This window comes from Bacillus mesophilus (genome assembly GCF_011008845.1).
Taxonomy (GTDB): Bacteria; Bacillota; Bacilli; order Bacillales; family SA4; genus Bacillus_BS; species Bacillus_BS mesophilus.
Genome location: NZ_JAAIWM010000006.1, coordinates 214,098 through 229,566 on the forward strand (window position 1 = coordinate 214,098; position 15,469 = coordinate 229,566).

Here is a 15,469-nt window from a genome sequence, read left to right on the forward strand (position 1 = left end):
AATATAGAGCATATTAAGAATAATTATTGCTAAAGAGGAAATATTATGAATGTTTCATTAAAGTTACCAGTTTGTTACACAAAAATTAAAAATGTATTGTGTTTTTTCAATTTTTGCATTATTATTACATTTGTAAGTAAAAGTAGAAAAGTATATAGGGGGTCAACATAATGAAGGCAAAGAATTTATTTCTAGCTTTACTACTAATGTTAGTATTAGCATTAGCTGCATGTAGTGGCGGAGACACTGCTGAAGAAGGTGCTGAAGGAAACGAAGGCACTGACAGTGGTTCTGAAGAAGCTGCTGTAGAAGGTGGAAACCTAGTATTCGTTATCTCTCAAGATGCACCAACACTAGATCCACATGGTATGAACGATACAGCTACAACTAATGCAACATCTCAAATCTTTGATCGTTTAACTGATTACGCTGAAGACGGATCAGTTGTTCCGATGTTAGCAACTGAATTTAATGCAATTGATGATACTACTTGGGAATTCAAATTACGTGAAGGTGTAAAGTTCCATGACGGAACTGATTTTACTGCTGAAGCAGTAAAAATGACGTTAGAGCGTATTCTTGACCCTGAATTTGCATCACCACGTGCAGTTGTACTTAACATGATTACTGAAGTGGTTGTTGTGGATGACTATACTGTTCACATCAAAACAAAATTCCCGTTCGCTCCACTTCCTGCTCACTTAGCACATAATGCAGGTTCAATCATTGCTCCTTCTGCTATTGAAGAAGAAAACAGTGGTGGTAAGAAAGTTAACGACAATCCAATCGGTTCTGGTCCATTCAAGTTTGTTTCTTGGAGCCCAGGTGCTGAAATCAAGTTCGAAAGAAACGAAGATTTCTGGGGAGAAAAAGCTAAAGTTGAAACTATGAGCTTTGTAACTGTTCCAGAGCAAGCAACTCGTAACGCAATGTTAGAAACTGGTGAAGCTCACGTTATCCAAGTTGGATCTTCTGATGTTACTTACATGGAAGGTATCGACACAGTTGAACTTACAAGTGTTCGCGGAACTCGTATGGACTACTTAGGATTCAACATGAATGTAAAGCCTTTTGATAACTTAAAAGTTCGTCAAGCAATCTCTATGGCTATTAACAAAGATGATATCGTTAACGGTATCTTAGATGGTCAAGGTGTTCCTGCAGTTGGACCACTTGCTCCAACAGTTGTTGGTAACTACCAAGGTTTAACTCCACTTGCTTATGATGTGGATGCTGCAAAAGCTCTACTAGCTGAAGCTGGTTTTGCTGATGGATTCAAAACTACTTTAATGGTTAACGACGGTAACAAAGAGCGTGCTGATATGGCTGAATTAATTCAAGCTCAATTAGCTCCACTTGGTATCGATGTTTCAATCGAAATCATTGAGTGGGGTGCATTCTTAGAAAAGACTGGTGCTGGAGAGCATGAACTATTCATCTTAGGATGGACTACAGTAACAGCTGATGCAGACTACGGTCTATATGCATTATTCCATTCTTCACAACATGGTTCACCTGGTAACCGTTCATTCTACACAAATACAAGAGTTGACGAATTACTAGACCTTGCTCGTCAAGAAGCTGATCAAGCTAAGCGTGACGAAGCATACAAAGAAGTTTCAGAAATTCTAGTTGAAGAAGCTCCAATGGTTTACCTACAACACCCTGACTTCATCTATGGTTCAAATGGTGTAGCTTCAGGATTATTCGTAAACTTCAGTGGAACTCCATTCTTCAAGGATGTTCAATTAGCGAAGTAATTAAGTGTTAGAACCCCCATCTGATTATAGATGGGGGTTCTTTTTGTTTAAGGATAAAGTCACTTATGTTGAGGAAGCTTTGATAAAGGGATTGTGGAATACGCAATGATTATGGTATTACACGCAATTAATGGATACTGTTGAACAATTAGTCCTGAAATTACGCAATTCATGGGCTAGTTTACGTAATTAGTTCAGATCTTACGCAAATTGCCAATAGAGCATGTTTTTTTGAATACTTTTAAACCATGCATAGTTGAATTCAATGTATAGTCGTTGATTACTACTTAGTTTAAGCTTTATATCCTCTATTTTGCCTCTCTTAATAGTTTTTCTTCCAAATAATAAATCACTCATTTACACATAGACAATCAATTTCATCATTATTGTATGCATCTGAATATATCAAAAAAATAAGCAAGTGAAATTTATTAAATAGCTTGTTATAATAGGTAAGAGTTTGAGGAGTATTTATTCTCTTTCAATGAGGGATGAAGCCACTCCCGATCGACAATGATCATGTAGATAACAAGTATTATAAACCATATGAAAGCTAGGGGAATGTTCATGGATTTATGGGGTATTATTGTTGCAATTATTTTAGGTATTGTTGAGGGTTTAACTGAATTCGCACCCGTATCCTCTACAGGTCATATGATCTTAGTAGATGACATTTGGCTTAACTCGAAGGAGTTATATTCCGAAGAAGTAGCTAATACATTTAAGGTCGTGATACAGCTTGGTTCTATTCTTGCTGTTGTAATTGTTCTTTGGCGTCGTTTTTTCGAACTTCTTCCATTAAAGGAGAACTTAAATAGAAATCAAGAGGGCCGTTTAGGCTTAATGAAGGTAATTGTTGGGTTAATACCAGCCATTATTCTTGGATTCTTGTTTGAGGATTATATTGATGAATACCTATTCTCTATGAATACGGTGCTAATTGGTTTAGTTGCAGGAGCAATCTTAATGATCATAGCAGATCGTCTAAGCTCAAAGACTCCAAAAGTAGAATCGGTTGATCAAGTAACCTATAAGCAAGCATTTCTAATAGGGCTGTTTCAGTGTATAGCACTATGGCCAGGTTTTTCTCGTTCAGGTTCTACGATTTCTGGTGGAGTAATACTTGGTATGAGTCATCGTGCTGCTGCTGATTTCACCTTTATTATGGCTGTACCGATTATGTTAGGAGCAAGTGCTCTATCACTACTTAAAAATTGGGAGTATTTCACACCTGATGCGTTCCCATTCTTGGCTGCTGGTTTTATTAGTGCCTTTATTTTTGCTTATGTGTCTGTAAGGTTCTTCCTAAAATTAATTCATAGAATCAAGCTTACACCGTTTGCTATTTACCGAATTATATTAGCAGCTGTCGTATACGTCGTTTTCTTTTAATCGAAGATATAAAATACTATGAATAATAGCACACCTTTTCATAAGGGTGTGCTATTATTGTAGAAATAACTGAATTATTTAACATTTTTAAAATATATTATCACTTTTTAGTCATTCTACATATATTGTGAAGCGGGAGGGAAGTAAATTGACTGAAAACTTATTATTAGCTTTTTCATTAACATTAATGGCTGGTCTAGCAACTGGAGTCGGGAGTATCCTGGCATTCTTCACATCAACTACAAATACGAAGTTTTTATCAATATCTCTTGGCTTCTCTGCAGGTGTCATGATATATGTGTCCATGGTTGAAATCTTTGTGAAAGCACAGGATTCACTAGTATCTGCAATGGGTGTGGGTCCGGGGAATTGGATGACAGTTGCGGGCTTTTTCTCGGGAATGTTATTAATAGCGTTGATTGATAAATTTATACCGAAACAAGGTAATCCTCACGAAGTAAAGAAAGTAGAGGATATGAATAAACCGAGAAATCCTGACTTATTAAAAATGGGTTCATTTACTGCGCTAGCGATTGCAATTCATAACTTCCCAGAAGGAATTGCAACGTTTACGGCTACATTACAAGATCCCTCCATAGGAATCGCTATTGCGGTGGCAGTAGCCATTCATAATATACCTGAGGGAATTGCGGTTTCAGTCCCTGTCTATTTTGCAACAGGAGATAAGAAGAAGGCATTCAAACTTTCATTCTTATCTGGCTTATCTGAACCCGTTGGAGCAGTAGTTGCTTATTTGATCTTAATGCCTTACTTAAATGATGTGATGTTTGGAATAATTTTTGCTGCAGTTGCAGGAATCATGGTATTTATCTCACTGGATGAATTACTACCAGCTGCAAAGCAATACGATGAAGCGCATTTATCAATTTATGGTGTAATCGGTGGAATGGCTGTTATGGCTGTTAGTTTACTTTTATTTATCTGAATATTGAAATTTAATGCTATGGATTATAGGCGTGAATTCGTAGGGGAATTTTCGCCTTTGTTTATCTAATAAGAATCGTTCTTTAAGTCTGGATTTAGTTAACACTTGTTATTTTCAGAGTCTTGTATAAGAATAGAATTAATAAATACATATCGGGAGTTGTCCTAGATGAGTAAAGAATATAGCGTAGTTGAAGTGGAAGAAATACTGAAAGAGCATCAGGCTTTTTTTGAATCCCATCAAACAAGAGGAATCGAGTTTCGCTTGTCTCAGCTACAAAAGCTGAAGGATAGTATTATCAAATACGAGGGGAAAATAACAGAAGCCCTTCAACAGGATCTAGGGAAGCATCCATTTGAAACCTATACAACAGAAGTAGGCTTTGTTCTAAAGACGATCACCCATACAATGAAATCCCTAAAATCTTGGATGAAAACTAAGCGTGTTAAAACTCCTTTACACTTTCAACCAGGCAAGAGCCAGATTATCTATGAGCCATATGGTACCGTTCTAATTATATCGCCTTTTAATTACCCTTTTCAGCTTCTGATTGAGCCGCTTGTAGGTGCCATTGCAGCAGGGAATTGTGCAGTATTAAAGCCTTCTGAGTTAGTACCAAATGTTTCAGCTGTTATATCCGAGATGATCCACTCTACTTTTGATGATAATTATATTCGTACAATAGAAGGAGGAATTGAAACAAACCAATCGCTTATTCATGCTCCTTTTGACTATATCTTCTTTACTGGTAGTATTCCTGTAGGAAAGATTGTAATGGAGGCAGCTGCTAAAAATCTGGTACCAGTAACATTAGAGTTAGGTGGAAAAAGCCCAGTCATTGTAGATCGAACAGCTGATATTAAGGCAGCTGCCTCAAGGATTATGTGGGGGAAATGTGTTAATTCTGGACAAACCTGTGTTGCGCCTGACTATTTATTAATTCACGAGTCAATCAAAGATGAACTGATCTCTGAATTAAAAGAGACCATAAATACCTTCTATGGTGAAACGGTTGAAGAAAGTAAGCACTATGGAAGAATCGTCACTGCAAGGCACTTTAATCGATTAGTAGACATGCTTGAAAAAGATAAAGAAGGCATCATTTTTGGAGGGAATACGAATCCTGACACAAGGTATATAGAGCCAACCTTGATAGAAGCTTCACCTGATTCTGCTACTATGTCCGAAGAGATATTTGGACCCTTGCTCCCAATCCTGACGTATAAGAACATAGACGATGCGATTAAAATCATTAAGAACCATTCAAAGCCCCTTGCACTGTATTTATTTACAGCTGATCAAGGAATAGAGGAGAAGGTACTAAATGAAATCTCCTCTGGTGGAGTTTGTGTGAATGATACATTAACACATTTGGGGAATCCGGAATTGCCCTTTGGTGGTGTGGGAGCATCTGGGATGGGTGCGTATCATGGGCATTATAGTTTCACCACCTTTTCCCATGAAAAGAGCGTGCTTAAGAAAAATAGTGGCAGTAATCTCACGTTATTATTACCGCCGTATACGGATCGGAAATTAGCGCTTATTAAAAGATTCTTAAAGTAGGTTTCGCTATAAAAAGTAATAGTAAAAGAAGCTAATCCCTAAGAACTAGGTGATTAGCTTCTTTTCATGTACTCATGCATTATCTCCTACTTACCTTCCACTTCTACTTCGTTTGACTCGGTATGATAAGTCTGGAAGCTGTCTAGAAGCTTCTCAAGGTGGCCTAGATGACTTCTATATTCTAGGACCATTGAGACTAATGGAAACAACTGTGTCGCCTCCTGGATTTGTTCTTCATCCTGTGAAGTATACTGATGGATGTAATCTTGTAGTAAATCTGATTGATGGTACGCAACCTTTTCTTCCATAACTGGGATATGCGATTTAACTTTACCAATAAACTGTAACAATAATTGCTCATGTGCTGATGATAAAGTGTCCAGCTCGGTCTTTAACAAGTCTTGAAAGTCCTTTGACATGTGGTGTATATCATTTTCAAGACGATGCAGACGTTTAAGTGTTTCGAAGGCTTGATTAGTTGTTACTAACATTTGTCGGAATAGCACAAGCTTCCTTGTCTTTGCATATTTCTTTTTCTTTTTTTCAAAGCGAGAACTCTCCTCCTTGTAAAAGGAAAACAGCTGGTCAAGCTTTGTTAATCGATCCTTCAGTTTATCAATTTCTTCTTTTAACTCAATATGTCCTGATGCGTTTCTTGTGTTGATTCTAATCCACTTTATAATTTCCTCTGTTGTATCCACAACCTGATAATACAACTTCGTTTCGTATTTGGGTGGGAAAAACAATAAGTTGACTACAAAGGCAGATAATACTCCCAATATAACCGTACCAAATCGAATAAGGCCAAATTCAATAAACTGTTCAGTAGGTGATTCCATAATTGCAATAATCGTAACAACAGCTAGTGGGATTGTGCTCTCTAGTTTTAGCTTTAATGTAATCCCAATGACAACCATTACGGTTACCCCAATGATAACAGGGCTATTTGAGAATAATAAAGTAAATAAAATGGCGAAAAATGCACCAATGATATTGGCTTGGAATTGATCGATTACAGACTGATAAGATCTATAAATGGAAGGCTGAATAGCAAAAGCAGCAGCAATTCCAGCAAAGGAAGCAGAAGGAAGCTCCAATAAATGTGCTATATATAAGGAGAGAGCAACGGCGATTCCTGTTTTTAAAATACGACCTCCGATTTTCATGAAGATACGACCTCCTTACTACCATAATTCACCTTTTAAAGGTTCCATAAACATTATTGTGATGGAAGGAAGAAGGAAGTGCAAGGAATTAGTGACATGAAATCTTATTAACGTGAAAAAACCTCTGCAGTCATCCTCTGCAGAGGTTAGAATATTATTCTGTTGATACAGCTGGATCAGCTTGCTCTTTCATAGGAACAACTTGCAAGAAGTTTTCCTCAGGGTTTTCTAATAATGGTTGTAAATACTTAACTTCTTCCCATTGCTGATGTTCTTTAAGAACCTCAATATAAGAAGTTAGTAGCTCTTTTACATCCTCAATACCCTTTTTAGATAGTGGATTAATTGATACCTTCGCACCTTTTGCAATTCTCTTAGAAAGTGTTTCTTTTGTTAATCCAAGAGCTGCATCATGACGTAGATAAACGGTTCCACCTGTCATACCTGCACAAATCCATGGACCTGGATCTCCCATTACAAGACCACGGCCATTGGTCATGTATTCAAATGCAAAGCCTTTAATATTGGCATGAACACCGATATTTCCATATTCCTGCTCCGGAATCGGTCTAGTTACGTGTCCACCAATAATCATGTCTGCACCTGATAAACGAATTCCTGCACGAGCATCTGCGTTACCTTGAACAAATAACTGCCCTTTTTGAGCACCATAGCCAAAGCCTTTACCTACAGAACCGTTATAAAGCTTACCATCTTTACCTCTAGATTTTAGAATGTGGATGTTTCCACCAAATGATGTTTTACCAGTGCCATCCTGTGAACCACCTTCAACTCGAATGGTAATTCCTTCACTATTATAAGCACCTAAACCGTTACCTGGAATAGAGCCATTTTTGTATTTTAAAGAAATGGCAGGAAGCTTTTTGTAAGAACCATCCAGTCTTCCACGAACTCGGTGACAAGATACACGGCTTCCTAGAACACGTTGTTCTGAAGTGACAGCCGAGAATTCTCTTGATTTAGTTAGCTCGCTCACATTTTGGTCTAAATATTCTGCACCAACTGCGACTGCTAAGCTAGTTTCTTCAATACTTGCAGCAACTTCTTTCTGATTAAATTGCCCAACCTCAAGTGTAGTTAATAGAGTAGACAGATCCATTTGTTCTAGACCTTTTGTTTGCTCTAATAAATCAGAACGTCCCACCAAATCTTGCACATTTGTAAAGCCAAGATTTGCAGATAGTTGCTTTAGTTCATTTCCAAAAGCTGTAAATAGATTAACTAATCCTTGAACCGCTTTGTCAGCCTCACGAGGAACAAATCTTCTTAAGCCGTGTTCCTTTGCTTGTGCTTCTGATTCAATCTGAGTCGCAATACCAACATGACAGGTGTCTAAGTGACAGCCACGACAAGTTGTACAGCCGATTGCAATCATGGATAAAGTACCAAAGCCAATGCGATTAGCTCCGAGTAGCATGACCTTTAAAACGTCAGACACACTTCTAATTCCGCCATCTGCCCAAATTTCAACATTATTTCGAATTCCAGCTTCAAGTAAAGCATTATGTGCAGCTTTCACACCAATTTCAACAGGTAATCCTACATATTGTAAGGCGTGAATTCTTGCTGCCCCAGTACCACCATCAAAACCACTGATTGTGATAATGTCAGCACCAGCCTTAGCAATACCCACTGCGATTGTTCCGATATTTGGAACAACTGGTACCTTTACAGCAACCTTTGCCTGATCGTTGGCAGTTTTTAATTCTGCAATCATTTGAGCCAGATCTTCAATTGAATAAATATCATGGTTATTTGATGGTGAAATTAGGTCTGAACCAAGTGTTGCATTACGAGCATCAGCAACCTTCTGGGTTACTTTTGATCCAGGTAAGTGACCGCCTTCTCCAGGTTTTGCTCCTTGACCAATCTTAATTTCAAGCAGGTTTGACGAGTTTAAAAGCTCAGCATTTACTCCAAAACGTCCTGACGCAATTTGCTGTCCACGAGTTTTAGAATATTTACCTAACATATCCTTAATCTCTCCACCTTCACCATTTAAGCTGACCATGTTTAATTGTTCAGCAGCTTCTGCATAGGCACGGAAAGCAATCTCGTTTTGTGAACCGAAGGACATCGAGCTAATCACAAACGGTAGGTTATGCTCTCCAACAGATAAATTGACCTTATCTGGAGAGGCGGGCTTTTGTGCTTCCTTAAAGCTAGTTAAGTGACGAATGCTAATTGGGTTCGATTCTTCTTGTTCAGTAAGCTTTTTACGATAATCATCGTACGAGCCAGTTTGAGCAACATCACCAATTGCCTTCCAAATTCTAGGGAAGATGTGGAATGTCTTTCCTGCTCTAGCATGATCATCATTGAAATCTTCACTACGCTTAATCGCATCTTCCTTCATTAGTTCAAAATTAAAGCCTAATGATTCAGAGCCAAAGAAATTCACAATTCGAAGTGCAACAGCAATTTCTTCGTTTAAGCCGATAGAAGAAAATAATCGACCGTAGCCTCTAAGTTCATGAATACCAATTGTTGAGATAACTTTTTCAAGTCCTTTGTTTAAAGAGTCAAATAGATTCTTAATTGGTAGGAAGTTATCTTCTTCACTTACCGTTGCAAATAATAGATATGGACTAAGTGCATCTGCTCCTAATCCTAGTGCAAGAATGGCATCATGCAACGAGCGAATTGATCCTGAACGTAAAAGTAAAGAACAGTCTCTTCTTAGGTTATCTCCAATTAAAGCATGATCAATTGAAGAAACGACTAAGTGAGGATCAAGCCATAGCTTGCCGCTTTGATGAGATTTTCCATCGTCTAAAATGAGCAATGTACAGCCGTTTCTTACAGCTTCAGTTGCTTCAGTCGCTAAGCGAGACAACGCTTCTTTTACTGACTCATTCTCAGTAAAAGTGATTTCTAAATAATAGGCTAGTTCATTTTTACGGAATTCATGAACAACTTGGTCGTAGGATGGCTGGGCTAATTCTTCTTTTAGTTTATATCCTTGAGCACCTTCTACTAAGATAGGAGACTGTAACTCTAAGAATAGCTGTGGTGCATGCTTTTCAAATAAAGAAGGTCGCTTACCGAGCATCATTCTCGTGGAGAAATGCTCTGTTTCACGGTCGCGGTCAATAGCAGGGTTTGTTACAACCGCTACGCTTTCCTTAATGAAGTCGGCTAAGTTTCTGCGTCCAGAATCAATAGCGGCTAATGGGGCATCGTGGCCAAGTGAACGGATCGGTTCAGCACCTTTTTCCGCCATTTGTTCAATCAATTGAATGTGCTCGCGGTCCCAACCATAAGCAGAATATTGATTGCTTTGGACCTTAGACATCGTTTTTACCGTTACATTCTTTTCAAGTGAAGGTGACTGTAAGCGCAGACGATATCCTTCGAAATCTACACGCTTTTTAAAACGCTCATGTACTTCCTGTTGGAATTCAGCATAATGATATACTTTCATTTCTGCATCTACATACTTCAAACCTACCTTTTCACCAGGTGATAGTGGTTTAGGTTCATTTGTATATTCAGATGAAGGGATGATTCCTGGCTCTGATGAGAATAAGTAGGATGTTTCTGTTTCTAGTTGCCAAAGAGGTCTTAACCCTAGTGAATCTAGACTAAAAGCAGCCTCATCCTGATACCTAGAAATAATTCCTGCAGGTCCTTGTGAAAAATGACCCCATGCTTCTCTTAAGTAAACATATAAGTCTTGTAAATGTTCAGGATAGGCTTTGATCTCATTCACGATCGGTGGGAATAAAATATCTAGTGCTTCAAATAAAGAATAGCCATGCTGAGCTAAAAGGGCCTCAACGGTTCTATTTAAGTCCTGTGAATCACTGCCATCTTTCGTGATCGGGATACCAAGCATCTGTGCTTCATCTCTTAATTTAGCAATAGTGTTAATTTCACCATTGTGACCAAGAACACTAAATGGCTGAACGCGGAAGAAGTTTGAGAGTGTGTTAGTTGAATAGCGATTATGTCCTAGAGTCATAGAAGACTTGGCCAATGGACTTGCAAGATCGTGATAGTACTTAGGGAGAATATCACCCGCACCCATTACTTTATAAACGCTATGGAAATTACTTAGTGAAGCCACATGAACATGGTCATCACCTTCAATTTGGATGGTTAGATTAAATAGTAGCTTGGATAGGTTTTCATTTTTTTCTTCAGGAACTAATCCAACCTGCCAGAATAACGGTTCCTGTTGGGATGCGATGGGACCTAACGCAGCGGAGTTTGTCACTTCATCATTTTCATATACGATTGTAAGCTTGGCGTCAGTAAGTAACTTTTTTATATTCTTTTTAACTTGCTCTTGATTTGCATCTTTTGACACAAAAAAATGACCAACTGTAAATTGTTCGTCATGTACAACTGCAGAATTTATACCCTTGTTAGATAGCTTATCTTCCCAAAGCTCTCTAGGTATATCAATGTGTATACCAACACCATCGCCCTCTCCATTAGTGAAGCCAGCACGATGATTCATGGTTACAAGTGCAGAAATACATAACTCAATATTTTCTTTTGTAGGAATTTGTTTTTTCTCCATGATGGAGACGATTCCACACGCATCATGTTCGTGTAAATGATAGTTCTTAAAGGAGTTCGGATTCCATTTTTTTGTCATAGTTATAGGCCGTTAGGCCGTCACCTCCTTGGAATTTGTACAGCAAATCTATAATTTTTGAGATTTACAATCAAAGTAAGCAAGAATAATGTGCTAATTATAAATTTTCAGAATTGTATATACTATATTATCAAACATATTAATAAAATTCAATTATTATTCATTTTTATGAGTAAAGTAATTTTAACTAATTTTTCCTTGTTGATAAAAAACCTTTAATGTAAACGTTTTCAATATACATAAATAAAAACTAGCTTGGGCTTCAAGCTAGTTTTTATTGTATATTAATGAATATTTATTCGTTTTGAAGTTCTTTGAAAGCAGTCCCAACTGCTTCGATTGTTTGTTGGAGATCTTCTTCTGTATGAGCAATAGTGAGAAACCATGCTTCATATTTAGAAGGTGCAAGATTGATTCCTTGATCCAACATCAGGTTGAAGAACTTTGCAAAAATTTCTCCATTACTACCTTCGGCTTGCTTATAATTCACAACTTTTTCATCAGAGAAATAAATAGTGAGCGCACCTTTTAAACGGTTTATGGTGATTTGGATATTATATTTTGCTGCTTGCTGCAAAATTCCTTCTTCAAGAATTGCTCCTAAACGATCTAACTGTTCATATACTCCGTCCTGCTTTAACACTTCCAAGCAGGCAATTCCAGATAGAATAGATGCCGGATTTCCTGCCATGGTTCCTGCTTGATAAGCGGGTCCAAGTGGGGCAACCTGTTCCATAATTTCCTTTTTCCCACCGTAAGCACCTATTGGAAGGCCGCCTCCGATTATTTTCCCAAGTGCTGTTAGGTCTGGCTTTACCCGTAACAGATCCTGTGCCCCTCCATACATAAATCGAAACGCCGTTATAACTTCATCATATATAACGAGTGCACCAGCTTCGTGAGTGAGTCTGTTTACTTCCTCTAGAAAGCCCTCTTTAGGTTCTACAATACCAAAGTTTCCAACAATCGGCTCCACTAGAACTGCTGCGATTTGATCTCCCCATTTTTCTAGTGCTTCTTTATATGGTTGTATGTCATTAAAGGGAACAGTGATCACTTCGTTGGCAATGCTTTTTGGTACACCTGCTGAATCTGGAGTTCCTAAAGTCGAAGGCCCTGAGCCTGCTGCAACAAGAACTAAATCTGAATGACCGTGATAACATCCTTCAAATTTAATAATCTTATCTCTGCCTGTATAAGCTCTTGCAACTCTTATGGTGGTCATTACTGCCTCTGTACCAGAGTTCACAAATCGCACTTGATCCATATTTGGCATAGCTTCCTTTAGAAGCTTCGCAAACTTTACTTCATGCTCTGTGGGTGTTCCGTATAACACCCCGTTCTCAGCAGCACGTATAATTGCTTCTGTTATATGTGGGTGGGCATGTCCGGTTATAATAGGACCATATGCCGCAAGATAATCTATATATTTATTACCATCAACATCCCAAAAATACGCACCTTTTCCCCGAGCCATAACAACAGGCGAACCACCACCAACGGCTTTAAAAGAACGAGATGGGCTGTTAACACCTCCGACTATATGCTGAAGTGCCTCTTTATGTATTGCTTCTGATTTTTCACGTATCATCAAAACTGCCTCCTGTATCAATCCATATCATTACCCATCTTACCACGTTGCTTTCTTTTATAAAACTTTGCTTTGGGAGGGAAGTTAATATGGTGGTGGTTCATGATTGAATGTTGTGAGCCTCTTACCTATAACAAAGAATCTAAATTTAATTAGGTCCGTTGATTTCCGCTACAGGCACTCGCTTTCCGCGGGGAGGGACGTGAGCCTCCTCGACTTCGCCTGCGGGGTCTCGCGGTTCCCTCTATGTCCCGCAGGAGTCGAGTGCCTTTCGCTCCAATCAACTCGGGGTTTTAACAAATTAACTCTTCAATAAGAGCCTTATAAAAGGAGTTTCAATTAATAACAAAAGGGTTTCTGGTTGTGATACAAAGGAAAATCTCTTAAACTAAAATGATGTAACTAAGATGTAAGCTAAAAGTATGAAAATAAGTTCTATATTTTATCCAGCAGTCGAAGTGGAGGAACGCGAGACTCCTGCGGGAGAAGCGGTTTAGGGGAGACCCCGCAGGAGCGATAGCGACGAGGAGGCTCCCCAACCGCCCGCGGAACGCGAGTGTTCTGGAACGAAGACTGCCTATTTACGGATAGCAAAAAAAAAATAAAGCTGTTTAATGGAGGATATTATGAGTGCAATCATAGAGGTTAAAGAGCTTAGAAAAGAATTTAAGTCCTATTCCAGTCGATCTGGGTTGAAGGGGGCATTTAGAGATTTATTTACTCGAAATTATAAGGTGCTTGCAGCTGTGAAGGACATATCGTTTCAAGTGAATGAAGGGGAAATGGTTGGGTACATAGGTGAAAATGGAGCGGGTAAATCAACTTCCATTAAGATGCTTACTGGAATCCTTACACCGACTAGTGGCGAAATTATAGTGAATGGTATGAATCCACACAAAGAGCGAGAAAAGTTTGTTAAGACAATCGGAGTGGTGTTTGGACAGCGTTCACAGCTTTGGTGGGATATTGCCGTTCAGGAGTCATTTAGACTATTGAAAAAGGTGTATCATGTATCGGATGAGGACTATAAAGAGCATATGGATCATGTGATTGAAACGCTTGATATCGGCCATCTACTGGATAAACCAGTTAGAAAGCTTTCGCTTGGTCAGCGAATGAGATGTGAGCTTGCGGCAGCGTTAATACATAAACCGACGCTTTTATTTCTTGATGAGCCAACAATAGGGTTAGATGTGTTAGTCAAAATGAAAATTCGTAGATTTCTCAAGGAAATGAATGAAAAATACAAAACGACGATTCTGTTAACGACTCATGATTTAACTGACATTGAAGCACTGTGTGAACGTGTAGTCATGCTTGATGAAGGAAGTATCATTTATGATGGTTCACTCAAGCAGCTCCGAGCTAACTGGGTCGAGGGAAAACAGATTCAATTTGAATTTACAAGAACTGTAAACTCGGAGGAGTTATCGAATATGAGTGTCGGGCATACTGTTGCTTGGGCAAAAGGGGAGCGAGAGAATGTATGGATTGCGTCGGTAGAGGATGATGAAAAAGTCATCTCAGACCTCATTTCCAAAATTGTCTCTCACTACCAGATCCGAGACCTTCATATTAAGGAGACTTCGACCGAGGAAATTATTCGAAACATCTATGAAGAGGGAATTCATCATGGCTAAGTATATAGAAATGATTAGAATTCGTTTTTTAATGATGCTAGCATACAGAACGAACTACTATAGTGGCATCTTAATTTATAGCATCAATATCGGAGCCTATTATTTTCTATGGAGTGCAATCTATGGAGATAAAGGAACGATTCAAGGCTTAAGTATTATCCAAATGACAACCTATATAGCCGTTGCGTGGATGGCAAGAGCATTTTACTTTAATAATATTGATAGAGAGATTGCAACGGAAATTAAGGAAGGGAAAGTAGCGATAGAGCTTATTCGTCCTTATCATTATTTGCGAATGAAGATGATGCAGGCACTAGGTGAGGGGATTTTTAGATTGCTGTTCTTTTCCGTTCCAGGAATGTTCATCGTAAGCTTATTTTTCCCTTTGAATTTTTCTACTAACCTCATTATATGGATTAGCTTTTTTATCTCGATTATCTTTAGTTTTATTATCAATACACAAATCAATTTATTAGCAGGTATTACCACTTTCTTCCTATTTAATAACGATGGGTTAATTCGGGCTAAACGTGTAGTGATTGACTTGTTTTCTGGTCTGCTTCTTCCGATAAGTTTTTATCCATTATGGGCTCAAGAAATTATGGGGTATTTTCCATTTCAAGCAATCAGTTATATTCCGAGCATGATCTTTACAGAGGCATTCAAGGGATCAGAGTTAGTAAATGCATTACTAATTCAAGGAATGTGGTCACTACTATTAATTATTCCGATTCAGCTTTTGTGGATCTTAGCAAAAAAACAGCTCATCATACAGGGGGGCTAA

At 38.4% G+C, this 15,469-nt stretch carries 9 protein-coding genes; 6 read left to right on the forward strand and 3 right to left on the reverse strand.

Annotated features, from left to right (window positions below):
* The first annotated feature begins 170 nt into the window (after positions 1 to 170).
* From G4D63_RS16755 to G4D63_RS16770, 4 genes are all read left to right on the forward strand, one after another.
* Positions 171 to 1,760 (forward strand): glutathione ABC transporter substrate-binding protein, encoded by a 1,590-nt coding sequence (locus tag G4D63_RS16755; protein WP_163180828.1) that lies wholly within the window; start codon positions 171 to 173, stop codon positions 1,758 to 1,760.
* A 567-nt stretch (positions 1,761 to 2,327) separates the two neighbouring features.
* Positions 2,328 to 3,152 carry an undecaprenyl-diphosphate phosphatase gene (locus G4D63_RS16760; RefSeq protein WP_163180829.1) on the forward strand — a complete coding sequence of 275 codons (825 nt, stop codon included), beginning with the start codon at positions 2,328 to 2,330 and terminating at the stop codon, positions 3,150 to 3,152.
* Positions 3,153 to 3,300: 148 nt separating this feature from the next.
* The gene (zupT, locus tag G4D63_RS16765; RefSeq protein WP_163180830.1) at positions 3,301 to 4,098 is read left to right on the forward strand and encodes a zinc transporter ZupT; all 798 of its coding nucleotides are present in this window, start codon (positions 3,301 to 3,303) and stop codon (positions 4,096 to 4,098) included.
* 168 nt (positions 4,099 to 4,266) lie between these two features.
* Positions 4,267 to 5,661, forward strand: coding sequence for an aldehyde dehydrogenase (locus G4D63_RS16770; protein WP_163180831.1), 1,395 nt, complete (start codon positions 4,267 to 4,269; stop codon positions 5,659 to 5,661).
* A gap of 86 nt (positions 5,662 to 5,747) precedes the next feature.
* Here G4D63_RS16770 and G4D63_RS16775 read toward each other — a convergent pair whose 3' ends face one another.
* The 3 genes from G4D63_RS16775 to G4D63_RS16785 all read right to left on the reverse strand — a co-directional run bounded on the left by G4D63_RS16775 (position 5,748) and on the right by G4D63_RS16785 (position 13,045).
* A complete protein-coding gene (locus G4D63_RS16775; protein WP_163180832.1) occupies positions 5,748 to 6,827 on the reverse strand; it encodes an FUSC family protein in 1,080 nt (359 codons plus the stop codon).
* 154 nt (positions 6,828 to 6,981) lie between these two features.
* Complete coding sequence (locus G4D63_RS16780; RefSeq protein ID WP_163180833.1) at positions 6,982 to 11,454, reverse strand: glutamate synthase-related protein; 4,473 nt, start codon at positions 11,452 to 11,454, stop codon at positions 6,982 to 6,984.
* Between the two features lie 295 nt (positions 11,455 to 11,749).
* Entirely contained in the window at positions 11,750 to 13,045 is a 1,296-nt protein-coding gene (locus G4D63_RS16785) for a glutamate-1-semialdehyde 2,1-aminomutase (RefSeq protein WP_163180834.1), read from the reverse strand.
* 626 nt (positions 13,046 to 13,671) lie between these two features.
* Between G4D63_RS16785 and G4D63_RS16790 the strand changes: the two genes are divergently transcribed.
* Positions 13,672 to 14,685 (forward strand): ABC transporter ATP-binding protein, encoded by a 1,014-nt coding sequence (locus G4D63_RS16790; RefSeq protein ID WP_163180835.1) that lies wholly within the window; start codon positions 13,672 to 13,674, stop codon positions 14,683 to 14,685.
* Positions 14,678 to 15,469: an ABC transporter permease gene (locus tag G4D63_RS16795; RefSeq protein ID WP_163180836.1), complete on the forward strand. Its 792-nt coding sequence runs from the start codon at positions 14,678 to 14,680 to the stop codon at positions 15,467 to 15,469. The genes G4D63_RS16790 and G4D63_RS16795 overlap by 8 nt, the downstream gene beginning before the upstream one ends.

Coding starts and splice junctions, on each gene's coding strand:
- G4D63_RS16755 (WP_163180828.1), top strand. CDS start 171: ATGAAGGCAAAGAATTTATTTCTAGCTTTACTACTAATGTTAGTATTA.
- G4D63_RS16760 (WP_163180829.1), top strand. CDS start 2,328: ATGGATTTATGGGGTATTATTGTTGCAATTATTTTAGGTATTGTTGAG.
- G4D63_RS16770 (WP_163180831.1), top strand. CDS start 4,267: ATGAGTAAAGAATATAGCGTAGTTGAAGTGGAAGAAATACTGAAAGAG.
- G4D63_RS16775 (WP_163180832.1), bottom strand. CDS start 6,827: ATGAAAATCGGAGGTCGTATTTTAAAAACAGGAATCGCCGTTGCTCTC.
- G4D63_RS16780 (WP_163180833.1), bottom strand. CDS start 11,454: ATGACAAAAAAATGGAATCCGAACTCCTTTAAGAACTATCATTTACAC.
- G4D63_RS16785 (WP_163180834.1), bottom strand. CDS start 13,045: ATGATACGTGAAAAATCAGAAGCAATACATAAAGAGGCACTTCAGCAT.
- G4D63_RS16790 (WP_163180835.1), top strand. CDS start 13,672: ATGAGTGCAATCATAGAGGTTAAAGAGCTTAGAAAAGAATTTAAGTCC.
- G4D63_RS16795 (WP_163180836.1), top strand. CDS start 14,678: ATGGCTAAGTATATAGAAATGATTAGAATTCGTTTTTTAATGATGCTA.